We start from the raw sequence: 23,772 nt of genomic DNA, 5'->3' as shown, positions 1-23,772 counted from the left end.
CGCAGGGCGCTGTCTATCAGGCTGCCTTGGCGCGGCGGAAAGCCGAGCTGCGCTTGGCGGCTGGCTTGTGCTCGCCGGCGATCTTGCCGGCCAGCTCGGCGCTCTTTTGTTCGATCTGCGCGGCCAGCTTGCTCAAGGCCAGGGCGCCGGGCGCGGTGGCCTGGGCCAGGGTGTTCAGCGTGGTCACGCCGGTTTTTTCTTCAAACAGGCTGGCGTTGGCGGCGGCGCGTTCCACACCGGCTTCGGCCACTTTCACGAGCTGGCTCACGACCTGCTCGGCGCCGCTGGTCGTCAGCAGCAGGCCCTTGGTGTAGTAGGCGCTGAAAGCGGCTTGCGCGGCCGATGCGTTCTTCGCGGTTTCAGCCGTCAGTTCGGTGCGCGATTGTTTCAGGGCCTGGTTCCAGCGCTGCTCCAGCAGGCTGACCACGCGCTCGCCACCGGCGCGGTAAGCCTGGATGACGTTGAGGGCGGTATTGCCGTAGGACTCGATCAGGTCGGTGGCAACGGTGGAGAGGTTTTTGGCGCTCATGGAATGTTCCTTCAATAGGCTTTTGACGATGGGGTCATCTTGCCGGTTTTGCCTAGTGAGTGCGACCTAACGGGTTAGAGAGGGATGCCCAGAAGGCTGGCTGCCCCTCCTATTTCTCTCCCCTGGGAGAGGGAAAACCGCCTACTGGCTCAGCGGCAAATCGTCCACCGTCGCGAGGTAGCGGCTGACCAGCTCAAAAAAGCTGTCGTAAAACGCGTCCGATGAAATCGTGACGCTGCCGACTTTGACCATGGAGTCGTTGCTCGACGAGAAAGGCAGGGACACCGAGCCTATGGCGCCCACGCCCAGGCTGGCGGAGTTGTTGCTCTTTTTAAGCTGGTAGCTGTCCTGCAGCGCTGTAACAAAACCCAGGCTGATCTTGCCGTCGGCGCTTTCGGGGGCGCAGACCACTCGTATCACCATCTGCAAATGCGCCTCGGCCTCGGGCTGGAAGCTCTTCTGGCCCTCGACCAGGTCGACCCTGGCGGTGTTGATGATGTAGCCCTGGCTCAGCAGCGCGCGGCGCGCGGCCTCGCAGGTCTGCTCGGGCCTGGCGTCGAACAGCCGCGAATAGGTGGCGGTGGAGCCGAACTTCTCCTGCAGCGGGAATGACTTGACGGTGCTGACGCAGGCCGTGAGCAGGAAGGCAAGGCCCAGCACTGCCGCAAGCAGGGCTGCACGCGGAAAAGCCTGGCGATGCATCTGTGGCGGTTTCAAATTCAGTACGCTCCTTGCAACTTGAAACAGGGGCCGGACAACGGCCCCTTTGCTTTAGTTTAGCGGCCTGTCACTGGCCCAGGTAGATCTGGAAAATGATCCCGGTGTTATTGGCGACCAGCACATAGTCGCCGCCGGTTTGCACCCAGTGGTAGCCGGGCGGCGGAGCGCTCAGGCGGTGGCCGCGCCAGTCGTCCACCCAGTAGCCGCGATCGCGGTACTGCGCGGGCAGGCGGCCGCCGCGGTAGAAATTGTGGTCGGGCCCCGCACCGCGCCCATCGGCCTGCGCGTGCGGCGGCGGGCCGTGGCGGTGGTGCTTGTTTGCTTTTTTGCCGTGCCCATGGCCGCCTTTGTTGTCGTGGTCATTGCCATGGTCCTTGGCCATCGCAAGCCCGCCGAAGGCGAGAGAAGCCGCAGCCAGGGCGGCCATCAAGGTTCTGGTTTTCATGGAAATCCTTCGTTGGTGAAGCCTGATTGTTCTCCCGGGAAAAGCCGGGATGCGTAGGCCAAGCGCTCGTCTGGAAAGCCGTATTTGCCATGGCTCGGGCTGGTGCAAGCCTGGCGCGGCGCTTGAAATGCCGCGCCTGCACCCCCAGTTGCGTCGCATGTCCGACCCACTCCACATCGTCTGCCCCCACTGCCACACCACCAACCGCGTGCGCGAGGACCAGCTGGCCAGCGACCCGAACTGCGGCAACTGTAAAAAAGCGCTGTTCGTGGCCCATTCCACCGCACTCGACGAAGTGGCCTTTGACAAACACATCAGCCGCAACCAGATCCCGGTGCTGGTCGATTTCTGGGCACCCTGGTGCGGCCCCTGCCGGCAGATGGCGCCGGCCTATGAGCAGGCCGCCGCGCAGCTGGAGCCGCGGGTGCGCGTGGCCAAGGTCGACACCGAGGCCGTGCCCAACCTGGGCGCACGCTTCAACATCCGCAGCATCCCTACGCTGGCGCTGTTCCAGAACGGCCGCGAGGTGGCGCGCCAGGCGGGCGCGATGGGGGCGGCGGATATTGTGCGTTGGGTGCGCGGGAATTTGCGCTAGGCCGGGTTCGCGGGCAGGGCCCCTTCCCGCACCGGGATGGCCGCTGTCGGCAACTGGTAATGCCTGTCGTCAAACAGGTCTATGCCGCACATCAGCGATTCGGCCCAGTCAAGGAACTGGCCTATGGCTGGCCCCTCCAGCGGCGCGCCGTGCTGCGGCACCAGCATGCGGATGTCGAGCTGGCGCGCCATGCGCACCCACAGGCGCAGCACCTTGTTAGACACCATGTAGCGGCGGTGAAAGCCCTCCATCAGGCGCAAATGCTCCTTGATGTCGCTCACCGGCACCTGGGCGTCGCGCCCCGAAGTCATGGAAACACCCAGGTCGCCCGTGAAAAGAATGCGGCTGACGGGGTCGTAGAAATGAAAGTTACCTTCGGAGTGCAGGAAGTGGGCGGGCAGCAGCCACAGCTCGTTGCGGCCCAGCGGCAATCGCCCGCCGCCGTCGGCCACGCCGATCACGCGCTGGTCGGTCTTGCCGACCTTGGTGAAGTGCGGCACAAAGCGCTCCCACACGCGTGAGATCACCAGCTGCGCCGGCGTGGAGGTCAGCCAGCGGTCCAGCGAAGCAATGATGTCGGGGTCGGCATGCGAGGCGATGATGTAGGACAGCTTTTGCGGGCTGAAGTGGCGCGACATGCCGAGGAAAAGTTCATTGAAGGCCAGGTTGCCGCCCGGGTCTATCACGGCGCCGGTGCCGTTGTCCACGATGAGGAACTGGTTGGCCTGCACGGCCTGGTTGTCCTCTTCGACGAGGTCGGTGAACATCAGGCAGGCGTGGCGGCTGTCGCGGTAGAGTTCAATGGGCATGAGAGATGGGCCGGCGCAACGCCGCGTTGGGAAAACCCCGGACTTTAAAAGGCCTGGGCATGTGCACGCTTGATGCAGGTCAAGCGCTGGCAAAATCCGCTGACGACTGCCGCACCAGGAAACAAGCCATGCTCACCTCTCCTCCTCCCCTGCTCCAACGCCGGCTGCTGCTGGCCGGCATGGCCTCGGCCCTCGTGCTGGCGACGGGCTGCTCCAAAAAAGCCAAACCGCAAGGCAAGACGCTGCCCAAGGAAGCCGTGCTGCTGTGCCTGGGCGATTCCTTGACCTTTGGCTACGGCGCCGCGGTGGGCACCGGCTACCCGCAGCAGCTCGAACAGCTGACCGGCTACGTGACCAAAAACGCGGGCGTCAACGGCGACACCGCCGAGGGCGCGCTGGCACGCCTGCCCGGCTTGCTGCAGGAGAACGCGCCCGGCCTGGTGTTGATATCCATAGGCGGCAACGATTTTTTACGCGGCCTGCCGCTGGACCGCACACGCGCCGCGCTCAAAAGCCTGGTGCAGACGGCGGCGGCCGGCGCCCAGGTGGTGTTGATCGCCCAGCCCAAGCCGGTGTTCATCGCAGCCGCCACGAACTCGCTGAGCGACCATGAGGTGTACGCCGAAGTGGCGAAGGAAACCGGCACGCCGCTATACAGCGGTGGCTGGTCCTATGTGCTGTCGCGCAGCGAACTGCGGTCGGACCAGATCCATGCGAATGCGCAGGGGTATAAGGTTTTTGCCGAACGCTTGGCGGCGTGGTTGAGGGAGATGAAGTTTTTGGCCTGAGGATCGTGGCCGGGTCTTGCTCCGGCTTGCGCGCTCTTGCGGTGGCCGAAGTGCCATCCCAGGGTCGGGCAAGCGGCTCTCGGAACTGCTTCGCTGAACCGCTGCTGTAGGGCAATCGAACATTTAACCGGTACAGATGTCGCGTCCGCGAGCGCCCGGAATAGGCTTGCGTGTGCCGGACGGCCTCAGGCGTCGCCCAGCCCTATGGGAGCGGGTGCCTCCCTCACGATGCGCGAGAAGAGGCGGTCGTACACCGGGTCGCTCACATGCCGGCCGGCGAGCGGGTCGCGGTTTTGCAAAAAGGCCGCGTCCAGCTCCTTCCAGTCGGCCTCGCCCAATACTTTTTCCGCCGCCGGCAGGATGACCGACTCTTCCAGCCGCATGTGCTCCAGGTAGAAATCCACATACTGTTTGCAGTGCAGTTCGAAAGCGGGTTTGCGCGGCTCGCCCAGCAGTTCCCAGGCCAGCAGCAGGTGCTGCAACTCACGCACGGCCTTCTCGCCGTTCATGTGGTCGCGCTCCAGCCGCTCCACGGTGGACATGACCGCCGGCGCCAGGCGCACCACGCGCGGGAACAGCAGGTCCGACTCTTTGGGGTGGTGCAAACGCTCGGGGAATTCGTCGATGTAAAACAGCATCGCCCGCAGCACGTCAAAAAACTTCTGCGCATGGTCGCCCGGGCCGCGCGCCACCATCATCAGCATGGAGCGCAGCATGGCGGAAAGGGATGCGTGCTCATCGAGGATGATTTGCACGCTGGCATGTTTATGGATGGCGGCCTCCGGTGGCGGTAAGGTGGTCGGTACTGCAGCCAAGAATGCCAGCAAGCGCCGCCACCGGCCTTGATCAAGATCAAGCGCAACGGATCGGCCTGCATGAAAACCCGAAAAAGGACAGCGGCCTGCGGCCCGTCCATTTCAGGCAAGGTCTTGACATACGTCAAGCCGTCCGGCGGCCGCATCCCTAGACTGAAACCGCTTCATTGCGAAGGTTGCCGCGGCAAGGGTGAACCACCTTCGAGGCCACTGGTGCTGCACTAAAACCATTTTTCAAAAGGACGTCATCATGAACAAAAATGCCGGCACCATCGACCGCGCGGTGCGCATCGTGGCGGGGCTCGCCATCCTGAGCCTGTATTTTGTGGCGGAACCCGCCTACCGCTGGTGGGCGCTGCTGGGGCTGGTTCCCCTGCTGACGGGCCTGCTGGGCTGGTGCCCGGCTTACACGCTGCTGGGCATACGGACCTGCGAAACCGGCCTCAAATAGACCCGCGCGCCGAGGACGATTTCAGGATTCGCCACTTTCGCCGGACTGGCGGGATTTGTCCGGTCGCGGGATTTTCTTGAATTTGATGAGCCGGTTGGTCTCTATCCTGTCTTTTTTGACCTGCCGCTCGGCATCCAGCAAGCGGCCGGCGGCCAGCCATTCGGCGAATTCGGCGGGCGTCTCCAGCGTGATGCGGCCCAGGGTGGCGGCGCGGAATTCATGGATCACGATCTCGGCGGCTTTTTGCAGGTTGACGCGGCCCTTGGCCAGCACCGCGCCGCGCTTGCGGCCTATCGCCTCGAGCAGTTGCTCGTCGGTGATGCCGGGCGCCACCTCGACCTTGTAGCGCGCCTCCAGCAGGCCGGGGTAGTGCTTGATCAGGTAGTCGAGCAGCTCCAGCCCGACCTCTTCCTCGTCGAAGGCATTGCGGCCTATGGCGCCGCTGGCGGCCAGGTTGTAGCCGCTTTTGGCGACGATGATACGCGGCCACAGCATGCCGGGCGTGTCCCACAAATAGAACCCGTCGGCCAGCACCAGGCGCTGCTCAACCTTGGTGATGCCGGCCTCGTCGCCGGTCTTGGTGGCGCGCTTGCCGGTGAGGGTGTTGATCAGCGTGGACTTGCCGACGTTGGGAATGCCGCAGATCAGCACGCGCATGGGCTTGACCATGCTGCCGCGCGTGGGCGCCAGCGCGTGGCAGGCGTCGATGAGGCGGCGCGCGGGCGTGGTTTCGCTGGCATCCAGCTCGATGGCGCGGGTGTTGGGCAGGCTGTTGTAATGCTCCAGCCACAGCGGGGTGCGCGCGGGGTCGGCAAGGTCGCGCTTGTTGAGCACCTTGAGCGCGGGCTTGCCGCTGGTGAGTTCGGCCAGCATGGGATTGGCGCTGGAGCCGGGCAGGCGCGCGTCCAGCAGCTCAATGACCACATCAATTTCCTTGATGCGCTCTTGAATGGCTTTTTTGGTCAGGTGCATGTGACCGGGAAACCACTGAATGGCCATCGGGAGTTTTCTTTCTTGCTTGCGGGTTCAGGGCCAGGGGCCTCCGGGCCCCTGCGACTCCCCAATTGTCGCCGCTGCGGGCAGTCCGGCGCCAGACCGGGTATGGGGCGGTCAGCGAGGCACAATCAGTGGGGGCCGCGGGACTGGCTTGGCCAGACCGCAGGCGCCGCCCCCTGCAAGGGGGGAACAGGCTACACGCAGTGAGACTGGACGGGGGTGCATCTTGTTAATAAGTGATTAATCGGGCCCCGGCACGATCGGTGCATGGCCGCCCACGGCCCCACCCCACTCCCAAGCGAACCCCGATAGAGGATTTTTTCGTGCACCTGCTGCTGGTAGAAGACGACACGATGCTGGCCGAAGCGGTGTGCGATGCCGCGCGCCAGATCGCCTGGACGGTGGACCATGTCGGCGACGCCCAGTCCGCCCGGCTGGCGCTGGTCGACCATGTCTACGAGGCCGTACTGCTGGACCTGGGCCTGCCGGGCGACTCGGGACTGACGGTGCTGCGGGCCCTGCGCGGGCGCTACGACGTGACGCCGGTGCTGATCCTGACGGCGCGCGGCCAGCTCAGCGAGCGCATCCAGGGGCTGGACGCGGGCGCCGACGACTACCTCGTGAAACCCTTCCAGGTCGACGAGCTCTGGGCGCGGGTGCGCGCGGTGATGCGCCGCAGCCAGGGCAAGGTGGTGCCGGTGCACACCTATGGCGACATCAGCCTGGACCGCAGCAAACGCGCCGTCACACGCGCCGGCGTGCGCGTGGCCCTGAGCGCGCATGAATACCGCACGCTGCTGGCGCTGCTGGAGCGCCCCGGCCATGTAGTCACGCGCGACCACCTGGAAGACGTGGTCTACGGCAACACCACGGCCATCGAGAGCAACACCATCGCGGTCTTCATTCACCAGCTGCGCCGCAAGCTGGGCGAGCACCTGATCACCACGGTGCACGGCCAGGGTTACATGATCGGCGAGGCCAAGCCGTGACGCTGTGTCCCGTCAAGTCGCTCAAGGGGCGCGTGCTGCTGGTGCTGGGCCTGGCCATCACGCTGTGCTGGGCCGCCGCGCTCAGCGTGCTGCTGACCTACACCTTGCGCGGCCAGAGCAGCCACTGGGACAGCAAGCTGCAGGCCATAGGCACCAAGATCCTGATGGCCATTCCCAGCGGCGCGAAGCTCAAACCCTCCTTCAGTCACGGCTTGCAATTGCGCAACGAGAACATGCCGCGCGACGTCAACCTGACCTTTCAGGTCTGGACGAACCGCAAGGAACTGATCGTGCGGGCACCGGATTCGCCGCGCGTCCCGCTGCTGCCCTCCTTCAACGACGGCTTTACCAGCGCCTCCGTCAGCGGCGAGCGCTGGCGCATCTTCTCGGTGTCCGACAGCACCGGCGAGGTCAGCGTGCAGGTGGCCGTGCGCCACAGCGTGATCGACCAGGAAATCCGCCACAAGATTTTTGCGATGATGGGCCTGACGACCTTGCTGCTGACGGTGGCGGGCCTGCTGACGTGGTTCGCGGTGGGCAAGTCGCTGCGCCCGCTGACCGCGCTGGAGGCGGCCGTGCGTAGCCGCCGCAAGTTTGACCTCACGCCGCTGCCGGTGGCGCAACTGCCCACCGAGATCCGGCCGCTGGTCGAGTCCTTCAACCACCTGCTGGACCAGCTGGACCAGGCCATGCAGGGCGAGCGCCGCTTTATCGGCGACGCGGCCCATGAGCTGCGCACGCCCCTGTCGGCGCTGCAGGCGCAGGCCCAGGTCGCCTTGCGCGCCGCGACCGCGGCCGACAAGGACGCCGCCCTGGTCAAGCTGCTGGCCGTGGCCGAACGCAGCACGCGCCTGTCGGACCAGTTGCTGGACCTGGCGCGCATGGACGCGGGCGTGCACGGGCCGCAAAAAAGCCTGGCCGACCTCAGCGAGCTGATCCTGCATGTGAGCCAGGAGTTCGACATGCAGGCGCAGCAGCAGCGCCGCGCCATCATCCTGGCGCTCACGCCCTGCCCGATTGAATGCGACGTCGACGAGATCGGCATCCTGCTGCGCAACCTGCTGGACAACGCGCTGCGCTACACCGCCGAGGGCGGGCGCGTGAAGCTCAGCTGCGGCTACCGCAGCGATGCCGGCCAGGAACGGGTCTGCCTGGAGGTGGCCGACGACGGCCCGGGCGTGCCCGAGGCCGAGCATGAAGCGATCTTTCGCCGTTTCCACCGCGTCGCGGGCAACGGCGGACGCGGCAGCGGCATAGGCCTGTCGCTGGTGGCCGGCATCGCGCAGCTGCACGAGGCCGCCATCGAGACCGGGACCGGCCTGGATGGCAGGGGCTTTAGCGTGCGGGTGCTGTTTCCGCTGCCGGCCGGGGCAGCCGGCTCAACCGGGGTAGGCGCGATGCCTGCGCAGCCAGCTTAAGCAATGTATCCAGCCGCGCCAGGCGGCTTTCTTCATGGTTTTCATGAGGTGGAGGATGTCGGCTCGCATGTCTGGTAACTCCTTTGTGTGAGGACCGCCGAATTTGAGGCGCGGGTCGCGGCCCGGTATGGCCCCGCGCCTAGAAGCGATACAGATACCCGACACGCACGCCGCTCTGGCTGGAGCGGTCGACCAGCGGGCTGTCCTTGATGCTGGAGCCCAGTTTGGTGGTGCTCAGGTCCAGGAATATCGTCTGGCGCGGCGCCAGCGCATAACCCACACGCAGCCCGGCCTCCAGGTTGACGGCCGAGCCGCCCTGGTAGAAGGGCCGGCCGGCGCGCACCTCGGCGGCGTTCACGCCGTAGTAGTAAGAGACGTATTTGTCGTCGAGCCGGGTGGCGGCCAGGCGCGGGGTGATGTCGAAGCTGCCGGCCTGGAAGCGGCGGTCCACCATCAGCCTGAACTTGCTGCCCTTGCTGTTGCCCGAGGCGTCGCCCAGCAGTTCGGCCGAGAGGTTGGCGATGTCGTTGCGCCAGATGGCGGCGCCGCCCAGCCAGATGCCGTCCTTGCGCTCATCCATGCCAGCCAGGAAAGGCGAGTCCGAGGCATCGTAGCCGTCCATCGAGTAACGCGCACGCAGGCGGAAAGACACCGGGCCGGCCGAGGGCAGCTTCACATCGAGGCCAAGGCCGGCGACGCTGATCCATTGGTTCTCATAGCTGAGCAGCGGGAGCAGCCTGGTCTTGTTGTCAAAGTCGCGGTAGGGTTTGCGCTCCATGCCGACACCCAGGCCCAGCCCCCAGGAGGACTCGCCCTCGGCCTGCGCGGGCTTGGGCTGGGCGGCGGCCGGTTGCTGCGCGAGGGCCGCGAACAGGAACAGCGAAAAGAGCGGCAACGAGGCCTTGGCCGCTGTTGCGCCTGGGCGGGCGGCCGCCGGCTTCGCGCCGGTTTTGGCGCGGGCCATAGCAGGTTTGGCGGCAGGACGCGATGGGCGGGATGTCATCTTCAGGTTCTCCAGGTGGTTAAGCTGAAGCGGATGATGCCGATGCGAATTTAAGGACTTCTTAGCGGTATTAAGAAATCATTAAGGGTGGGGGTGCCCACCGTCCGCGCGCGCCCGGGCGCGATGGAGGACAATCGGGGTATCGCGGCTGCGGGCCAATCGGGACGCAGCAACGCGCACCAGGGCCGCAAGCACGCCGCCCCGCAACCCCACCTACCGAGTCCCCCATGCCCTTACCCGCCGCCCCTGAACAGAAACCCGTGGTTCCCGCCCGCCGCCAGGCCGCCGCCGACCTCAAGGCCAACAACGAGGTGCTGATCAAAGGCATTCTCTGCACGCTGATAGGTTTGGGCGTGCTGGTCTCGCCCTACTTCATCACCTCGCCGGGCATGCAGGGCATCGTCGCCAAATCCTCGCTGGTGGGCTGGTTCGCGCTGGTGCTGGGCTGTGCCTTTGTGGGCCTGTATCTGCGCCGGCGGATGGCAGCGCCCGTCAAGGCCTGATCCAAGGCCTGACAATCCCCCGGGCCGATGCCGGACAACACCGACCGCGACGCCGCGCTGGCGATGTTTGCGTCTTTGCAGCAACGCGCGGCCGAGGCCGGCGTCACGCTGCGGCAGCCACCTTCCGAGCCCGACAGCTGCTGCGGCCGCGGCTGCAATGGTTGCGTGTGGGAAGGCTGGTATGAGGCCGTGGACTACTGGCGCGAGGAGGCGCTGTTAAAGCTCGCGGACTGAACGCAAGGCACTCAGTCCCCGGGCTGCGCCCAAGGCATCAGATCGCCACGGCCTCGCGGCCCGGCATGCCCAGGCGCTCGGCCGACACATATTGCTGGCGGTAAATCTCGAAGGGCATGGTGTCCGAGGCTTCGATTTTCTTTTGCGCCTGGATGGACTCCTCGGTCAGCGCGGCGAAGTGCGCGAGTTCGTCCGCGCCCAGGGGCAGCGCCTGCAGCAGGGCCTGGGTTTTCTGGGACTGCGCGCGCGCGAAGCTGATGAAAGAGTTGCCGTGCTCGCCGGCCATGGCCGCCAGCACACGGGCCGAAGGCAAGGTGGACGGGTCGAGCAAGGCGGCGCTGGCGGCCGTCAGCGTATCGCTGTACTGCGTGCCGCCGTGCGCGGCGTCCAGCGCGGCGGCGATGGGCGCGCATTGCGCCAGCACCTCGGCGCCCCAGCCCGTCAACAGGACTTCCTGCCCGCCGCGCTTGAGCTTGAGGCCGGGCTCGCGGCCGCGTGCCGCCGTCTGGTGCTGGTTGTGCTTGAGCTCGGCGATTTCCTGCGGCGTGTCCCTGGGGCTGTCGCTGAGCAGGCAGTGCAGCAAAAACACGTCGAGAAAGCGCATGGTCTGCGCATTGATGCCGACCGGCTCGAAAGGGTCCAGGTCCATCAGGCGTACCTCGATGTACTCGACGCCGCGCTCGCGCAGCGCATGCAGCGGGCGCTCGCCGGGGTAAATGACGCGCTTGGGGCGTATCGTGCCGTAGAACTCGTTTTCGATCTGCAGCAGCGTGGTGGCCAGCTGGTTGTAGTCGCCGCCGGGGTTGCGGATGCCAACCGCCTCGTAGGCCGGGTAAGGCCGGGTCAGCGCGTCCTGCAGCGAGGCGCCGTAGCCGTCCAGGCTGTTGTAGCTCACGGCCAGCGAGGCCTGCGCATCGCTCTGGTAGCCCAGGCGCCCCATGCGCAGCGAGGTGCCGTGGGGCATGTACATGGTGCTGCCGCTCAGGGTCTGCAGCTCGTGCTGGCGGCCCTCGACAAAACTCGAACACACGGCGGGCGAGGCGCCGAACAGGTAGAGCAGCAAAAACGCCTGGCGGCGGAAGTTGCGGATCAGCGCGAAGTACTGCTCGCTGCTCACATCGGGCAGCGACCAGTTGTAGTGGATGCCCGAGATCGTCTGCATGCGCCGGCCGTAGCGGTGCGACAGGCCCATGCGGTAAACGCTTTTGGCCCGCCCGACATTGGACGAGCCGAAACGCGCGATGGGAATGGTTTCGTCGGTCGGCAGGCCGCAGGGCATGCTGGAGACCCACAGCATTTCGTCGCCCAGCGCCTTCATGGTGCTGTAGGTGAACTGGTGCAGCCGCGTGAGTTCCTGCAACGCGGCTTCGGGGCTTTTGTGCGCGCCCGTGACCAGCTCCACCTGCGACTCGCTGAAATCGGTGGTGATGGTGGGGTGCGTGAGGGCCGACCCGAGGGCGGCGGGATGCGGCGTCAAGGCCAGGCCGCCGCCGGGCTGGGCGCGCAGGCTTTCCTTCTCGATGCCGCGGCGCATGCCCTTGAGCCGGTCCGGGGTCAGCGCTTTCAGGCGGCCCTGTAGCGCGCCCGCGGGCGCCTGCAACTTGGTCATATCGTCATTCCCCCAGGTTCTTGAAACTGGCTGGAAGTTATCACAGCCCGCCGCTTTACGCTGGTGCGGGCGGGCTTGCCAGCACAGGCCGGGTGGGGTCTGGCCACCCGGCCGGCAAGCCGGCCGGATTTCGGACAGGCACACACGTTTACGGCACAAATACACACTTTAGCCATTTGAATGTGGAAAGCGAGCGACGCGGCCAGGCCTGGCTGTTGAAACTTCCTTGACTTGTCGGTCAAGCTGGACGACGATAAAAAACATTCAGTAACACCTGTGTTTCAGATCATAAACCTCCAAAAATCATTGATTTTTCAGGGGAGGAATTGAGCTGAAACTGCGATGAGTGCGCACCAAAATGAAAAAATTGATAAATTCGCTGTTTGGCGGGCCGCGCCATGGGAATACAGCCAAACACACGTCCGCCTCGAGCCGGGACAACCCGCTGACCATTGAGGACGGCTCGGACAACGCCACGCGCCGCCAGCTGGTGCAGGTGCTGCTGCGCGATGCGCTGCGCAAGTACGGCATACCGCCGCGCTGGATCGACTGCCAGATGCTGCTGGTCAACAGCCGCAGCAAGGGCCAGGGCATGTATGTGCGCCTGGTCGTACGGGAATGGGACGAGCGCCTGATGGACTACGCCTATGCCTTCCAGAACGCGCTCATGGTCGAGATCACCCGCTTTGAACCCCAGGCTACCCATTGGCTGCACGGAATTTCTTGGCAGCTGGACATCGCGGACACCTGCCCCTACCGCAGCATGCCCGACAAGTCCTACTGGGCTGACCCGGTTGCCGCCAAGCCGGCTCCCCGCGTGGCGCCGCCCCGCACCGGCCAGCCCCTGATCCCGCCCGCCGCTGCGGCAGGCGCGCCTATGAGTGCGGCCGCCGCGGCCGCCGCCGCCGCGCCCATACTCGCATCGCTGGCCCAAGCCCAGGTGCCGCAGCCGCCGCAAGCGGAACAAGCCGCGCCGGTCGCGGCCGCCGCCGCGGCCCCCGACGGCGATGCCATGAAGGACCTGGAGCGCCTGTTCCGCATTCGCGACCAGGAACTGGGTATCAAGAACGATGGCGCCATCGGTCCGGTCGGCTACGAAGCCACCCAGCCTTCGCCGCTGTAAGGCCGACGGGCCGGCCAGGCCGCTCCTGATAAAAACACGACCGCCGCATCCCCGCGGCGTCCGCGCGACACTGCTCCCGCTTCGCGCGAAATGACATCGCGCACGATTTCCGCCAATCAAAGTCCGGCAGCGGACAATTGAGCCGTCCGGGCGCGGCGGCCTCCAGTACGGTCCAGATGTTCCCCCAAAACATCCGGATCAGCCGCCATGAATTTGCAGCACCAGGCCGCGGCCGCCCCTGCCGCGACCAGGCCCAAGCGCCTCGACAACCCCCTCTTGCAAAACACCCCACCGGCCGGCGCACGCCGTCTGTCAGCCCGCCCGCGGCCGCGCGGAATCACACTGGTTGAACTGCTGGTGGCCCTGGCCATCATCGCGATTGTTGCGGGCTTTGCGATTCCCTCCTTCCTGGGGCTGGTCGCGAGCACCCGCGTTTCCTCGACCGTCAACGCCTTTGTGCTGGACGCCCGCTATGCCCGCGGCGAGGCCATGCGGCGCGGAAAAACCGTCACCATCTGCCGAAGCGCCAATCCGGCGGCCAATCCGCCCAAATGCTCCAGCGGGAACGGCGCGGCCGTCGGCGGCTGGCGGGAGGGCTGGTTTGTCTTTACCGACGAGGACAGCGACGGCGCTTTCGACGGCGGCACCGACACGGTGGTGCGCGTCCAGGAGGCCTTCGCGAACGCCGGGAATTTTCTGGCGGTCAACAATGCAGGCAAGCCCGTCAACAACCGCAACCACATCAGCTTTGACGCCAACGGCCGCGCCGTGGGACTGCAAACCCGCTGGCTGGTGCAGGCGGCCGGCTCCCTCGCCACCAACAGCAGCTACAGCCGAACCCTGTGCATGAATATGGTGGGCCGGGTGCGCGTGCAGGCGGGCGAGGCCTCATGCGCCTAGCCCGCGCGCTCCTGCAGCACGCCGGCGGCTGGTGTACGCTTGGGGCCAATGAGCCCTCCGCCCGCATCCCCCGCTTCCGTGCAAAACCACACCCAGGATTCCTCGGCACTTGTTGACTCGCGCTATGCCGTGATGCGGCTGATGGTCACGCTGGCCCTGATGACCGTGGGCGCCTGCGGCATGTATGTGGTGGCGGTGGTGCTGCCCGCGGTGCAGGCCGAGTTCGGCGTCACGCGCGCCGACGCCTCCATTCCCTATACCTTGCTGATGATAGGTTTCGGCGTGGGCGGCGTGATGATGGGCCGGCTGGCCGACCGCTTCGGCGTGATGGTGCCGTTGCTGATAGGCGCGACGGGCCTGGGCCTGGGTTTTGCGCTGGCGGCCACGGCCGGCAACATAGGGATGTTCTCGCTGGCGCACGGGCTGCTGATCGGCTTTCTCGGGTCGGCCGCCACCTTCGCGCCGCTGCTGGCCGACACCTCGTTGTGGTTTGCGCGCCGGCGCGGTTTTGCCGTGGCGGTGTGCGCCAGCGGCAACTACCTGGGCGGCGCGATCTGGCCGCCCATCGTGCAGCACTTCGTGGAAAGCGTGGGCTGGCGGCAGACCTACCTGGGCCTGGGCATTTTCAGTTTTGTGGCCATGGCCTCGCTGGCCCTGCTGATGCGCAAGCGCCCGCCGGTGGCCGTGGCCTCCGCCGTGGGCAACAGCGGCCGGGCGGCCACCACCAGCAGCATGCCTTTCGGCCTCACACCGGGTGCGGCGCAGACATTGCTCTGCGTGGCGAGCGTCGCCTGTTGCGTCGCCATGGCCATGCCGCAAGTGCACATCGTGTCTTACTGCACCGACCTGGGTTACGGCGCGGCGCGCGGCGCCGAAATGCTGTCGCTGATGCTGGCCTGCGGCGTGGTGAGCCGCCTGGTGTCGGGCGCGATCTGCGACCGCATAGGCGGGCTGCGCACGCTGATACTGGGCTCGGTGCTGCAGGGCATCGCGCTGCTGCTGTTCCTGCCTTTTGACGGGCTGGTGTCGCTCTATGTCATCGCCGCGCTGTTCGGCCTGTTCCAGGGCGGCCTCGTGCCGGCCTACGCCATCATCGTGCGCGAATACTTCGAGCCGGCCGAGGCCGGCGCGCGCGTGGGCACGGTCATCATGGCGTCCCTGCTGGGCATGGCGCTGGGCGGCTGGATGTCAGGCAAGGTGTTCGACCTGACCGGCTCCTACCACGCGGCCTTTCTCAACGGCCTGGCCTGGAACCTGCTGAACTTCAGCATCGCGTTTTTTCTGCTGTGGCGCGTGCGGCGCATGGCGCGGGATGCGCGAACGGCCCAACCGGCCTGAGCAACCGCCCTTAGGCCAGGACCTTTAACAGCCACTTCTCGAGGTCGACGATTTCCTGCGGGCACACCGAGTGCTCCATCGGGTATTCATGCCACTCGACCGGGTAGCCCATGGCCGTGAGCGCATCGCGCGTGGCGCTGGCGCGCGGCAGCACGACCACGCCGTCATACGTGCCGTGGGCCAGGAAGATGGGCACATCCCGGTTGGCGGCGCTGCGCTCACCCGCGGTCTTGTCGGCCAGCGGCAGGTAACCCGACAGCCCCGCGATGCCGGCCAGCCGCTCGCCGTGGCGCAGGCCCGTCATCAAGGCCATGGCGCAACCCTGCGAGAAGCCCGCAACCACGATGCGGCTGGCCGGAATGCCGCGCGATGTTTCATGGGCGATCAGCGCCTCGATGTCGGCCTGCGACTTGCGTAGCCCGGCCTCGTCCTGCCGGCTCACCAGGTCGGCACCCAGCAGGTCGTACCAGGCGGGCATGACGTAGCCGCCGTTGATGGTGACGGGAATCGACGGCGCGCTCGGGAACAGGAAGCGCACAGGGCCCACGCTGGAGAGATTGAGTTGCTCGGCAATCGGCACAAAGTCGCGCCCGTCCGCCCCCAGGCCGTGCATGATGAGGATGGTGGCGACAGGGTTGTCGCCCGTCTGGGCTTCAAGGACTTCGAGTGGCATGGGGTAATGGATCCAGGTGGTTCAGGTAACAGCTGCCGGGAATTTTAGGCGCGTCCGCCTGCCCGCCCTCTTTTTGTTTAAGGCCAGCCTAAGCTGACCCGCGAACAATGGTTTCCAGCCGCACTGAACACCTGGCGACTGAAGCCTGCTACGGTGTGACGACAACATGAAACAGTGCATTCACTTGCCGCCCTGAAAAAGCCAAACCATGCTGACCCTCACCGAACTGGTTCACGCGATTGACGAAGGGACCCTGCAGGACGCCGACCGGCGAAGCCTGCTGGTGGCCGCGACCGGCATCGCCGCCGGCGCCGGCCTGCTGGCCGCCGCATATCCTTTTGCCGCCAGCCTGGCCCCCTCCGAGGCGGCGCGTGCCGAGGGCGGACCGGTGCTCGCGGATATTTCCACGCTGGCGACGGGCGAGCTGCGCACGGTGGCCTGGCGCGGAAAGCCCGTCTGGCTGATGCGCCGCAGCGATGAAATGGTGCGCGCGCTGCAGCAGCCCAACCCGGCATTGGCGGATCCGCAGTCCAAACGCTCCGAGCAACCCAAATCCTGCGCCAACGCGACCCGTTCCGAGCGCCCGGAGATTCTGGTGGCGGTGGGGGTGTGCACCCACCTGGGCTGCTCACCAAGCCTGCGCCTGGATGACGGCGCGCTCAATGCCGAGCTGCACGCGCCCGGCGGATTTTTTTGCCCCTGCCACGGCTCCCGCTTCGACCTGGCCGGCCGCGTGGTGAAAAACGTGCCGGCACCGACCAACCTGGAGATTCCGCCCTACCAGTTCATCGGCGATTCCCAGCTGCAGATCGGCTAGCCGGCCAGCCGGCCCTACGGGCAAGCGCCCTTGTGAGCCGTCCCGCGGCTTGCTAGTATTTCCCGTCAGCATTTTCTGACGCAGGTGGAGATTCCCATGAAGCTCATCATTGCCGCCGTGGCGCTTGCCACATCCTCCCTGGCTTTGGCCCACAACTGTCCCAACGAGATGAAGGCTATAGACGCCAAGCTGACGACCAACCCCAAGCTGTCGCCCGCCGACATGAGCAAGGTCAAGGAGCTGCGCGCCGACGGCGAAAAATTCCACAAGGAAGGCAAGCACGACGACTCGATGAAGGCGCTGGGCAGCGCCAAGAAGATTCTCGGCATCTAAGCTGCTCACGGTCCAGGGCACGCCACGCGGGCGCCCCGCGATAATTCCCCTGCCGGCCGCCATCATGCGCGGCCGCCAGGAGAAAACAGCATGACTTCCTTGACGGGCCTGGGCTACTACCAGGTCGATGTATTCACCCATGAAGCGCTGGCCGGCAACGGCCTGTCGGTCTTCCTGCCCGAGAGCCCGTTGCCGGCGCGCGCGATGCAGCGCCTGGCCGTGGAGATGCGGCAGTTCGAAAGCATCTTCCTCACACCCGCCGGCCCCGGCCGCCGCTTTGAGGCGCGCATCTTCACCATGGAGGAAGAGCTCGATTTCGCGGGCCATCCCATGCTGGGCGCGGCCGGCCTGCTGCACCACCTGCATGCCGCCGGGCAAGCGTCCGCCGACTGGACCCTGATGCTGGGCACGCGCGCGGTCGCGCTGTCCACCACGCGGCTGGAAGGCACGGCCGCCACTTACGATGCCCGCATGAACCAGGGCAAGGCCACGCTGCTGCCGCCGCTGGGCCGCGCCGAAAGCCAGGCCTTTCTGGCGGCGCTCAACCTCGACGCCTCCCAGTTGGACATCCGCTTTCCGCTGCAGGTGGTGTCGACAGGCCTGCCCTACCTGCTGGTGCCCGCGGCGGGCGGCCTGGACCGCGCGCGCGTCGTGCACCCGGCCTTCGAGGCGCTGCTGGCCACGGTGGGCGCCAAGTTCGCCTACGTGTTCGATGTCGCGGCACGCGAAGGCCGCACCTGGGACAACGCCGGGCTGGTGGAAGACATCGCGACCGGCAGCGCGGCCGGCCCTGTGGGCGCCTATTTGATGCAGCACGGCGCGGCCGCCGCCGGCGAGCTCATCACCCTGAAGCAGGGGCGCTTTGTCGGGCGCCCCAGCAAGATCACGGTGCAGGCCGATGCGGCCGGCGACATCATGGTCAGCGGCGGCGTCGTGGTGCTGGCGCGCGGCGAACTGGTTTAGTGCCGCGCATCCACGGCGGCGCCGGCCGCGTACCTGCTACGGGGCGGCTTGCGGCATGATCCGGCAAGGCATAGGCTTTTGGCATGTCAGCCGCACGCACCGGCGGCAAAAGAGGAGGCAAGCATGAAGACGCATTCACACCCGGCCCTGGCGCAATGGCGCCGCCTGCTGGCCGCTTTCGCGGCGGCCATGCTGCTATGCGGCGCGGCCCATGCGGACCCGCTGGCGCCCGCCGACGAGAAAGGCGTGCGCGCCGCCGTGGAGGGGCAGCTTGCGGCCTTCGCCAGGGATGACGCGGCCAAGGCGTTTTCGTTTGCCGCGCCCAATGTCCGCAAAACCCTGGGAACGGCCCAGGCCTTCATGGCCATGGTGCGCCGCGATTACCCGGTGGTGTACCGTCCGGCATCGGTCGCCTTCCTCAAACCCGACGGCAAGGACGACCAGGCGGTCCAGCGCGTGCAGATGGCCGACAGCAGCGGCGTTTCGTGGCTTGCGGTTTACAGCCTGGAACGGCAAAGCAACAAAGCGTGGCGCATCACGGGCTGCGTGGTGGTCGAAAACAGGGGCCGCATGGCCTGAAGCATTGAAGCACGGGCCGCCGCCCGGGCGACGCTTCCCCCTGCGGGGGAGAGCAGCGGCAAGGCCTTGCAGCAGGCGCCGCGCGCACAAAAAGCCGTCGCCACAGGCGGCGGCTTCAAGGCAGGAAGCCGATACATGGATTACAGCAGGTTACCGCGCGCGCGCCGCCAGGGGCTAAGGTGGCTGCTACTGCTGCGTTGCGGCGCTTCGGAAGCCCCCCATGAACATGATGCCTGCCAGCCCATCGCTGGAATTCCCGCGCCTGCCGGTTGAACCGGCCTCCCCACCCCGCAGGCAAGACCTGCCGACGCCGCGCCAGGCGCGCGCGTTTGAGGGCGCCACGGCGCCGCGCGAATCGTCCCTGAAGACCAGGACCTGCTGCCCCGCCTGCCTTTCAAGCTCGTTAGCCGTGGTCTACCAGGAGCCGTACACCGGCCCCGGCATGCAGGCCTATCTGGCAAGGCACTATGAAGGCCACGCGTCCAGGACAGCCGAAGCAGGCGTCTATGTCCTGGCCCGCTGCGAGAACTGCGGCATGGTCTTCCAGCAGCAGGTGCCCGACGACGCCTTGCTGGGCGAGATCTACAACGACTGGGTCCCGGGCACCGAGCTGGAGCGCGAACACCGCAACTACAGCCTGGACGAATACCGCTACCTCGCCGAACAGGTGCAGTTCATCATCCAGTACTTCGGCCTGCCGCCGGGCGGGCTGGATGCGCTGGATTTCGGCTTTGGCTGGGCGCACTGGTCCAAGATGGCCATGGGTTTCGGCTGCAATGTGTGGGGCGTGGAGCTTTCCGAGGAGCGCGCCGAGTATGGGAGGTCCGTGGGCCTGCGCGTCGTCGGCCTGGACGACCTGCCGCCCCGGCGCTTTCGCTTCATCAACACCGAGCAGGTCTTTGAACACCTGACCGAACCCCGGCAGGTGCTCGGAAAACTGCGCGACGCGCTGTCGGGCGACGGCGTCATCAAGATCAGCGTGCCCAATGCGGCCGCCGTACTGAAAAAAATCGGCCAGGGAAAAAATTTCGGAGCGCTATCGGCCGACGACCAGATGCCGATTGCCCCGCTGGAGCACATCAACGCCTTCAGCCACGACTCGCTGGTCGCCTTCGGAAAAGAGTTTGGCCTCAAGCCGCTACAGCCTAGCCTTTACCGGCTGTACAACAGCGCCTCGGGGCTGCTGCAGCCCAAAAACCTGGCACGGGCGATTGCCAGGCCGGTGTACCGGCATATTTTTCCGCGCACCACCTTTGTGTACTTTGTGCGGGCCTAAGCCAGCTTGAGCGGCGAACAACAGCCCGCGCACCGCCAGCCAGCCTCGTGCGGCGTGCTGCGGCTGGAAGCTGTGTTTTTACAATTTTCATTACAACTATTTACATTTAAAGCCATCAGATCATCCTCAGGCTACTTGAATCCTTTTTCATTCTTAAAGCCACAAAAATAGATGCTATTTCAGTTCTATTTCATGAAAAAGTTCCGCTTTTCAGAAACCGCTCGCTTGACTTGTCCGAGCCAGAAGAGGAGCATACAAAACACTTTGTAACATTTACCATATCCCGCGGATAAATGGAACAACACATTGATTTCGGCCTACGCGGGGACGAGGGGAACCAACATGAATCTAAGGCGCCTATTCGGCCTGAACGGCCACGCACAGCCCGCCCCGACCAGCACCCGGCCCCCGCATGAGGGCCCGTCCACGATTGAGGACGGCTCCGCCAATGCCCTGCGCCGACAGCTGATCCAGGTCTTGCTGCACGACTCCATGCGCCGGCACGGCATTCCGGCCGGATGGCTGGACTGCCAGATGCTGCTGGTGTCCAGCCGCAGCCGCGGCGAGGGCATGTACCTGCGCATCATCATCAAGCACTGGGACATACGCCTGCTGACCTACGCGCTGGCCTTCCAGAAATCCCTGATGGTGGACATCACCCGCTTCGAGCCGCATGCCGACCAGTGGCTGTACGGGATTTCGTGGCAAATAGACTGCGGCGACAGCTGCCCCTACACCTCGCTGCCCGACCGCCATGTGTGGGAAAGCCCCACGGCGCACCCGCTGGCGGCGGGCGGCGATATCAAGCAGGACATCGCGCACATCTTCGCGATCCGCGATGCCGACATGCTGGTGCGCGGTGCGGACGCGGCCTATCCCGCCGGCACCTACGACAAGACGCAACCGCAGAACCTGCACAAGCACTGATGCGCCGCGACGGCCGGGCGGCCGGCGGCTCAGGACTCCTCAGGGCTCAGTAGCTGCCGATGTAATCCTTCTTGCCCACCTCCACGCCGTTGTGGCGCAGGATGGCGTAGGCCGTGGTGGTGTGGAAGAAAAAGTGCGGCAGGCCATAGTTGAGCAGGTAGGACTGGCCCGTGAAGCGTTTTTCCTTGGGCGTGCCGGCCTGCGTGACGATCTCGCGCACGGCGGCGTCATCGAACTTCGCCGCACCCAGCCCCTCGATGAAGGCCAGTATGGTGTCTATGCGCGCCTGCAGCTCGGCAAACGTGGTCTCCTTGTCTTCGATCTTGGGCACTTCAACGCCGGCCAGCCGGGCCGACACGCTCTTGGCGAAGTCGCTGGCCACCTGCACCTGGCGCAGCAGGGGAAACATGTCCGGATAAAGGCGCGCCTGCAGCAGCGCATTGGGATCTATGTTCTTGGCGGCCGCATGGGCCTCGGCCTTGGCCAGGACGCCCTTCAGGCCGCCCAGCATCTGCTTGAAGACGGGAATGGAGGTGGTGTACATGGTGCTGGTCATGGGGAATGCTTTCTGTGAGGAATAAAGAGTGGCGGCGCGATGCCGCGAGACGCATTCTCGCCGGCTTCGGTGACGGGCGGCGGCCCGCCCGCAAATTCCACCCAACGTTTTGCGCCTACTCTTACATTTAGGCGCAGCCCTTCCCTTTTATGCTGATGACCGCGTAGGACGCCACCGCAATACGCATTGCGCGCATGCGGGAAGGCCTAACATCAAAAAGCCAAGGCCGCACCCCGCGGCCGGCGTTCTCAGCGTGAGGTACCCACCATGTTCACCCTCCCCAAAACCCTTATCGCCGTGGCGGCCGGCAGTGCCGCGCTGCTGTGCGGCGGCCTGCTCCAGGCACAAACCGCCACGGCCGGCGCGACAAGCGCTGCCGCCGGCAATCCCGAAGGCGCCCGGCTCGCGGCCAATTACAGCGCCTTTGCCGGCTCTCCGGAAAATGCCCGCGCCCTGGTCGACGGTCTTCGCACCAGCACCCCCATTACGCTGGGGCCCAGCCTGACCGGGCCCAACGCGACGGCGCCTTCCGCCAGCCTTTCGCCCGCGACGGGCAAGATGGGCTACGGCAACATCAACATCGCCCTCTCGCTCACCAAAACCTCGCTGGCCCAGCAAGGCATCAGTAACCCGACGCCGGGGCAGCTCTCGGCTGCGCTGGGCGGCGTGCTGGGCCAACGAAGCCAGGGCCTGGGCTGGGGGCAGATCGCCAAAGGCATGGGCGTGACGCTGGGCTCGGTCGTCAGCGCTTCACACACCGACAAGAGCGGCAAAAAAACCGACCATGCCAAAACAGACACCGTCGCCAAAGCCGACATCGCGGGCAAGGGGCTGGGCGCCGGCAAGGACTCGGGCCATGGCGGCGGAAAAGGCAATGGCAATGGTGCCGGTAATGGCGGCGGCAATGCGGGTGGAAACGGTGGCGGCAATGGAGGCGGTGGTGGTGGCGGCGGGAAAAAATAGCGCCACCGCAATTCCTTGACCCATCCCGCATCCATGCGGGCACCCAACGCCGCCGGAGTCCTCGCATTCCGGCGGCTTTTTTTATTCCGAACGGCGAACGCCACCGGTGGGACGGCACCTGCGCGCGGCCCGCCGCAAAATAGTATGCTGTCATACAATTTTCCGCCGCCCCGCCCGTCCTTTTAAAGGTCTTGCCATGAACGCCCCCCTCCCCAGCTCCACCCGCCAGTCCATCCAGGCCGCCGACCTCGCCGCCCTGCCGCTGATTGAAAAATGGGTGTCCTTTGCCTCCGTCTCGCGCGACAGCAACCTGCCCCTGCTGGACTGGACGCAGGCGCGGCTCGAAGCCCTGGGCATTGAATGCCGCCGCACCTATGACGACAGCGGCAAGAAGGCCAACCTCTGGGCCACCCTGCCCGCGGAAAACGGCGAAACCAAAACAGGCGGCCTGGTGCTCTCGGGCCACACCGACGTGGTGCCGGTGGACGGCCAGCCCTGGGACACCGACCCCTTCACCGCGCAGGTCCTAGGCGACAAACTCTACGGCCGCGGGGTGACCGACATGAAGAGCTACGGCGCAACCGCCCTCATGATGGTGCCCGAGCTGCTCAAGCGCAAACTCAAGCGCCCGGTGCACCTGGCCTTCAGCTACGACGAGGAAGTCGGCTGCATAGGCGTGCGCCGCCTGATCGCCGACATGGTGGAGCAGGGCTACAAACCCGCCGGCTGCATCGTCGGCGAGCCCACCGGCATGCAGGTGGTGATCGCGCACAAGGGCAAGCATGCCTACAAAACCTCGGTGCGCGGCTTCGAGGCCCACTCCTCGCTGACGCCGCTGGGCGTCAACGCGGTGGAGATCGCCTGCGAGTTCGTCGCCCACCTCAAGTCCATGCACCGCCGCCTGGTGGCCGAGGGTCCGTTCGACCCCGTCTACGATGTGCCGCACACCACCATACACACCGGCGTGATCGCCGGCGGCACCGCGCTCAACATCATCCCGCGCGACTGCGACGTGACCTGGGAGATCCGCCACCACCACATGAATTCGCCGATCGAGCTGTTCAACGAGGCCAAGGCCTTCGCGGACAGCCTGGTGCCGGCCATGCAGGCCGTGGCCGCCGACACCGGCATCAGCCACAAGCTCAACTCGGTGCTGCCCGGTTTCGCGACCGACGCCGGCAGCGAGATCGCCCAGCTGTGCTTCAAATGCGCGGACGTGGATGCGGCATCAGGCGCCGGTAAGGTGTCCTTTGGCACGGAAGCTGCATTGTTCCACCAGGCCGGTGTGCCGACCATCGTGTGCGGCCCCGGCCACATCGCGCAAGCGCACCAGCCCAACGAATGGGTCACGCTGGACCAGCTCGCCTGGTGCGAACGCTTTATGCGCCGCCTGGCCGACGAGATCTGCGTGAACTGAAAA

The 23,772-nt window shown here is 65.9% G+C and carries 28 protein-coding genes; 18 read left to right on the top strand and 10 right to left on the bottom strand.

The window, feature by feature from the left end:
- Positions 1-16 precede the first annotated feature (16 nt).
- The 3 genes from PMI15_RS23375 to PMI15_RS24540 all read right to left on the bottom strand — a co-directional run bounded on the left by PMI15_RS23375 (position 17) and on the right by PMI15_RS24540 (position 1,694).
- Positions 17-529: a hypothetical protein gene (locus tag PMI15_RS23375; protein WP_007874916.1), complete on the bottom strand. Its 513-nt coding sequence runs from the start codon at positions 527-529 to the stop codon at positions 17-19.
- A 141-nt stretch (positions 530-670) separates the two neighbouring features.
- The gene (locus PMI15_RS23370; RefSeq protein WP_051002040.1) at positions 671-1,231 is read right to left on the bottom strand and encodes a DUF2242 domain-containing protein; all 561 of its coding nucleotides are present in this window, start codon (positions 1,229-1,231) and stop codon (positions 671-673) included.
- 85 nt (positions 1,232-1,316) lie between these two features.
- Complete coding sequence (locus PMI15_RS24540) at positions 1,317-1,694, bottom strand: RcnB family protein (RefSeq protein ID WP_007874912.1); 378 nt, start codon at positions 1,692-1,694, stop codon at positions 1,317-1,319.
- A gap of 157 nt (positions 1,695-1,851) precedes the next feature.
- Here PMI15_RS24540 and trxC point away from each other — a divergent pair, with 157 nt between their 5' ends.
- A complete protein-coding gene (trxC, locus tag PMI15_RS23360) occupies positions 1,852-2,289 on the top strand; it encodes a thioredoxin TrxC (protein ID WP_036840885.1) in 438 nt (145 codons plus the stop codon).
- Here the strand turns inward: trxC and PMI15_RS23355 are convergent.
- Positions 2,286-3,098: an MBL fold metallo-hydrolase gene (locus tag PMI15_RS23355; RefSeq protein ID WP_007874908.1), complete on the bottom strand. Its 813-nt coding sequence runs from the start codon at positions 3,096-3,098 to the stop codon at positions 2,286-2,288. The genes trxC and PMI15_RS23355 overlap by 4 nt on opposite strands.
- A 128-nt stretch (positions 3,099-3,226) precedes the next feature.
- Between PMI15_RS23355 and PMI15_RS23350 the strand changes: the two genes are divergently transcribed.
- Positions 3,227-3,886 (top strand): GDSL-type esterase/lipase family protein, encoded by a 660-nt coding sequence (locus tag PMI15_RS23350; RefSeq protein ID WP_007874906.1) that lies wholly within the window; start codon positions 3,227-3,229, stop codon positions 3,884-3,886.
- A gap of 185 nt (positions 3,887-4,071) precedes the next feature.
- Here PMI15_RS23350 and PMI15_RS23345 read toward each other — a convergent pair whose 3' ends face one another.
- Entirely contained in the window at positions 4,072-4,641 is a 570-nt protein-coding gene (locus PMI15_RS23345; RefSeq protein ID WP_255348967.1) for a hemerythrin domain-containing protein, read from the bottom strand.
- Between the two features lie 310 nt (positions 4,642-4,951).
- Here PMI15_RS23345 and PMI15_RS23340 point away from each other — a divergent pair, with 310 nt between their 5' ends.
- Complete coding sequence (locus PMI15_RS23340; protein ID WP_007874902.1) at positions 4,952-5,152, top strand: DUF2892 domain-containing protein; 201 nt, start codon at positions 4,952-4,954, stop codon at positions 5,150-5,152.
- 21 nt (positions 5,153-5,173) lie between these two features.
- Here the strand turns inward: PMI15_RS23340 and ylqF are convergent, their stop codons facing one another.
- Entirely contained in the window at positions 5,174-6,151 is a 978-nt protein-coding gene (ylqF, locus tag PMI15_RS23335; RefSeq protein ID WP_036840883.1) for a ribosome biogenesis GTPase YlqF, read from the bottom strand.
- A 320-nt stretch (positions 6,152-6,471) separates the two neighbouring features.
- On the opposite strand from ylqF, the gene PMI15_RS23330 reads away from it, so the two are divergent.
- Positions 6,472-7,137, top strand: coding sequence for a response regulator transcription factor (locus PMI15_RS23330; RefSeq protein WP_007874898.1), 666 nt, complete (start codon positions 6,472-6,474; stop codon positions 7,135-7,137).
- On the top strand, positions 7,134-8,555 hold the full coding sequence (locus PMI15_RS23325) for an ATP-binding protein (RefSeq protein WP_007874897.1): 1,422 nt from the start codon (positions 7,134-7,136) through the stop codon (positions 8,553-8,555). The genes PMI15_RS23330 and PMI15_RS23325 overlap by 4 nt, the downstream gene beginning before the upstream one ends.
- Before the next feature lie 139 nt (positions 8,556-8,694).
- Here the strand turns inward: PMI15_RS23325 and PMI15_RS23320 are convergent, their stop codons facing one another.
- Complete coding sequence (locus PMI15_RS23320; RefSeq protein ID WP_007874895.1) at positions 8,695-9,558, bottom strand: MipA/OmpV family protein; 864 nt, start codon at positions 9,556-9,558, stop codon at positions 8,695-8,697.
- A gap of 227 nt (positions 9,559-9,785) precedes the next feature.
- Between PMI15_RS23320 and PMI15_RS23315 the strand changes: the two genes are divergently transcribed.
- Positions 9,786-10,061: a hypothetical protein gene (locus PMI15_RS23315; RefSeq protein WP_007874892.1), complete on the top strand. Its 276-nt coding sequence runs from the start codon at positions 9,786-9,788 to the stop codon at positions 10,059-10,061.
- A gap of 27 nt (positions 10,062-10,088) precedes the next feature.
- The gene (locus PMI15_RS23310) at positions 10,089-10,295 is read left to right on the top strand and encodes an oxidoreductase-like domain-containing protein (protein WP_007874890.1); all 207 of its coding nucleotides are present in this window, start codon (positions 10,089-10,091) and stop codon (positions 10,293-10,295) included.
- A 37-nt stretch (positions 10,296-10,332) separates the two neighbouring features.
- Here the strand turns inward: PMI15_RS23310 and gshA are convergent, their stop codons facing one another.
- Complete coding sequence (gshA, locus tag PMI15_RS23305; RefSeq protein WP_007874888.1) at positions 10,333-11,904, bottom strand: glutamate--cysteine ligase; 1,572 nt, start codon at positions 11,902-11,904, stop codon at positions 10,333-10,335.
- Between the two features lie 358 nt (positions 11,905-12,262).
- On the opposite strand from gshA, the gene PMI15_RS24185 reads away from it, so the two are divergent.
- The 3 genes from PMI15_RS24185 (at position 12,263) to PMI15_RS23290 (ending at position 15,265) form a co-directional block, all read left to right on the top strand.
- Complete coding sequence (locus PMI15_RS24185) at positions 12,263-13,027, top strand: hypothetical protein (protein WP_007874886.1); 765 nt, start codon at positions 12,263-12,265, stop codon at positions 13,025-13,027.
- 207 nt (positions 13,028-13,234) lie between these two features.
- Positions 13,235-13,927, top strand: a complete 693-nt coding sequence (locus tag PMI15_RS24180) for a GspH/FimT family pseudopilin (protein WP_007874885.1) — start codon at positions 13,235-13,237, stop codon at positions 13,925-13,927.
- A 48-nt stretch (positions 13,928-13,975) separates the two neighbouring features.
- Positions 13,976-15,265 (top strand): MFS transporter, encoded by a 1,290-nt coding sequence (locus PMI15_RS23290; RefSeq protein WP_007874884.1) that lies wholly within the window; start codon positions 13,976-13,978, stop codon positions 15,263-15,265.
- A gap of 10 nt (positions 15,266-15,275) precedes the next feature.
- On the opposite strand, the gene PMI15_RS23285 is transcribed toward PMI15_RS23290, so the two are convergent.
- Positions 15,276-15,938, bottom strand: coding sequence for an alpha/beta hydrolase (locus PMI15_RS23285; protein WP_007874883.1), 663 nt, complete (start codon positions 15,936-15,938; stop codon positions 15,276-15,278).
- 208 nt (positions 15,939-16,146) lie between these two features.
- Here PMI15_RS23285 and petA point away from each other — a divergent pair, with 208 nt between their 5' ends.
- The 6 genes from petA (at position 16,147) to PMI15_RS23255 (ending at position 20,833) form a co-directional block, all read left to right on the top strand.
- Entirely contained in the window at positions 16,147-16,755 is a 609-nt protein-coding gene (gene petA / locus PMI15_RS23280) for a ubiquinol-cytochrome c reductase iron-sulfur subunit (protein WP_007874882.1), read from the top strand.
- 96 nt (positions 16,756-16,851) lie between these two features.
- The gene (locus PMI15_RS23275) at positions 16,852-17,088 is read left to right on the top strand and encodes a hypothetical protein (RefSeq protein WP_007874881.1); all 237 of its coding nucleotides are present in this window, start codon (positions 16,852-16,854) and stop codon (positions 17,086-17,088) included.
- A gap of 90 nt (positions 17,089-17,178) precedes the next feature.
- Positions 17,179-18,051 (top strand): PhzF family phenazine biosynthesis protein, encoded by an 873-nt coding sequence (locus tag PMI15_RS23270; RefSeq protein WP_007874880.1) that lies wholly within the window; start codon positions 17,179-17,181, stop codon positions 18,049-18,051.
- Between the two features lie 123 nt (positions 18,052-18,174).
- Positions 18,175-18,630 carry a DUF4864 domain-containing protein gene (locus tag PMI15_RS23265; protein WP_007874879.1) on the top strand — a complete coding sequence of 152 codons (456 nt, stop codon included), beginning with the start codon at positions 18,175-18,177 and terminating at the stop codon, positions 18,628-18,630.
- A 220-nt stretch (positions 18,631-18,850) separates the two neighbouring features.
- Positions 18,851-19,906, top strand: a complete 1,056-nt coding sequence (locus PMI15_RS23260) for a bifunctional 2-polyprenyl-6-hydroxyphenol methylase/3-demethylubiquinol 3-O-methyltransferase UbiG (protein ID WP_007874878.1) — start codon at positions 18,851-18,853, stop codon at positions 19,904-19,906.
- 342 nt (positions 19,907-20,248) lie between these two features.
- A complete protein-coding gene (locus PMI15_RS23255; RefSeq protein ID WP_007874875.1) occupies positions 20,249-20,833 on the top strand; it encodes a hypothetical protein in 585 nt (194 codons plus the stop codon).
- A 46-nt stretch (positions 20,834-20,879) separates the two neighbouring features.
- Here PMI15_RS23255 and PMI15_RS23250 read toward each other — a convergent pair whose 3' ends face one another.
- Positions 20,880-21,389: a DUF1993 family protein gene (locus PMI15_RS23250; RefSeq protein WP_007874873.1), complete on the bottom strand. Its 510-nt coding sequence runs from the start codon at positions 21,387-21,389 to the stop codon at positions 20,880-20,882.
- A gap of 267 nt (positions 21,390-21,656) precedes the next feature.
- On the opposite strand from PMI15_RS23250, the gene PMI15_RS24175 reads away from it, so the two are divergent.
- Positions 21,657-22,352 carry a hypothetical protein gene (locus PMI15_RS24175; protein WP_007874870.1) on the top strand — a complete coding sequence of 232 codons (696 nt, stop codon included), beginning with the start codon at positions 21,657-21,659 and terminating at the stop codon, positions 22,350-22,352.
- Between the two features lie 196 nt (positions 22,353-22,548).
- Entirely contained in the window at positions 22,549-23,769 is a 1,221-nt protein-coding gene (gene argE / locus PMI15_RS23240; RefSeq protein ID WP_007874868.1) for an acetylornithine deacetylase, read from the top strand.
- The last annotated feature ends 3 nt before the right edge of the window (positions 23,770-23,772 follow it).

The organism is Polaromonas sp. CF318 (genome assembly GCF_000282655.1).
Taxonomy (GTDB): domain Bacteria; phylum Pseudomonadota; class Gammaproteobacteria; order Burkholderiales; family Burkholderiaceae_C; genus Polaromonas.
The sequence above is the reverse complement of the archived record's forward strand: the minus strand, read 5'-3'. Positions and strand labels throughout refer to the sequence as shown.

Bases quoted from the DNA above. Each gene is read 5' to 3' on its own strand.
- PMI15_RS23375 (WP_007874916.1), bottom strand. From the start codon at position 529: ATGAGCGCCAAAAACCTCTCCACCGTTGCCACCGACCTGATCGAGTCC.
- PMI15_RS23370 (WP_051002040.1), bottom strand. From the start codon at position 1,231: ATGCATCGCCAGGCTTTTCCGCGTGCAGCCCTGCTTGCGGCAGTGCTG.
- PMI15_RS24540 (WP_007874912.1), bottom strand. From the start codon at position 1,694: ATGAAAACCAGAACCTTGATGGCCGCCCTGGCTGCGGCTTCTCTCGCC.
- trxC (WP_036840885.1), top strand. From the start codon at position 1,852: ATGTCCGACCCACTCCACATCGTCTGCCCCCACTGCCACACCACCAAC.
- PMI15_RS23355 (WP_007874908.1), bottom strand. From the start codon at position 3,098: ATGCCCATTGAACTCTACCGCGACAGCCGCCACGCCTGCCTGATGTTC.
- PMI15_RS23350 (WP_007874906.1), top strand. From the start codon at position 3,227: ATGCTCACCTCTCCTCCTCCCCTGCTCCAACGCCGGCTGCTGCTGGCC.
- PMI15_RS23340 (WP_007874902.1), top strand. From the start codon at position 4,952: ATGAACAAAAATGCCGGCACCATCGACCGCGCGGTGCGCATCGTGGCG.
- ylqF (WP_036840883.1), bottom strand. From the start codon at position 6,151: ATGGCCATTCAGTGGTTTCCCGGTCACATGCACCTGACCAAAAAAGCC.
- PMI15_RS23320 (WP_007874895.1), bottom strand. From the start codon at position 9,558: ATGACATCCCGCCCATCGCGTCCTGCCGCCAAACCTGCTATGGCCCGC.
- PMI15_RS23315 (WP_007874892.1), top strand. From the start codon at position 9,786: ATGCCCTTACCCGCCGCCCCTGAACAGAAACCCGTGGTTCCCGCCCGC.
- PMI15_RS23310 (WP_007874890.1), top strand. From the start codon at position 10,089: ATGCCGGACAACACCGACCGCGACGCCGCGCTGGCGATGTTTGCGTCT.
- gshA (WP_007874888.1), bottom strand. From the start codon at position 11,904: ATGACCAAGTTGCAGGCGCCCGCGGGCGCGCTACAGGGCCGCCTGAAA.
- PMI15_RS24185 (WP_007874886.1), top strand. From the start codon at position 12,263: ATGAAAAAATTGATAAATTCGCTGTTTGGCGGGCCGCGCCATGGGAAT.
- PMI15_RS24180 (WP_007874885.1), top strand. From the start codon at position 13,235: ATGAATTTGCAGCACCAGGCCGCGGCCGCCCCTGCCGCGACCAGGCCC.
- PMI15_RS23290 (WP_007874884.1), top strand. From the start codon at position 13,976: ATGAGCCCTCCGCCCGCATCCCCCGCTTCCGTGCAAAACCACACCCAG.
- PMI15_RS23285 (WP_007874883.1), bottom strand. From the start codon at position 15,938: ATGCCACTCGAAGTCCTTGAAGCCCAGACGGGCGACAACCCTGTCGCC.
- petA (WP_007874882.1), top strand. From the start codon at position 16,147: ATGCTGACCCTCACCGAACTGGTTCACGCGATTGACGAAGGGACCCTG.
- PMI15_RS23275 (WP_007874881.1), top strand. From the start codon at position 16,852: ATGAAGCTCATCATTGCCGCCGTGGCGCTTGCCACATCCTCCCTGGCT.
- PMI15_RS23270 (WP_007874880.1), top strand. From the start codon at position 17,179: ATGACTTCCTTGACGGGCCTGGGCTACTACCAGGTCGATGTATTCACC.
- PMI15_RS23265 (WP_007874879.1), top strand. From the start codon at position 18,175: ATGAAGACGCATTCACACCCGGCCCTGGCGCAATGGCGCCGCCTGCTG.
- PMI15_RS23260 (WP_007874878.1), top strand. From the start codon at position 18,851: ATGAACATGATGCCTGCCAGCCCATCGCTGGAATTCCCGCGCCTGCCG.
- PMI15_RS23255 (WP_007874875.1), top strand. From the start codon at position 20,249: ATGAATCTAAGGCGCCTATTCGGCCTGAACGGCCACGCACAGCCCGCC.
- PMI15_RS23250 (WP_007874873.1), bottom strand. From the start codon at position 21,389: ATGACCAGCACCATGTACACCACCTCCATTCCCGTCTTCAAGCAGATG.
- PMI15_RS24175 (WP_007874870.1), top strand. From the start codon at position 21,657: ATGTTCACCCTCCCCAAAACCCTTATCGCCGTGGCGGCCGGCAGTGCC.
- argE (WP_007874868.1), top strand. From the start codon at position 22,549: ATGAACGCCCCCCTCCCCAGCTCCACCCGCCAGTCCATCCAGGCCGCC.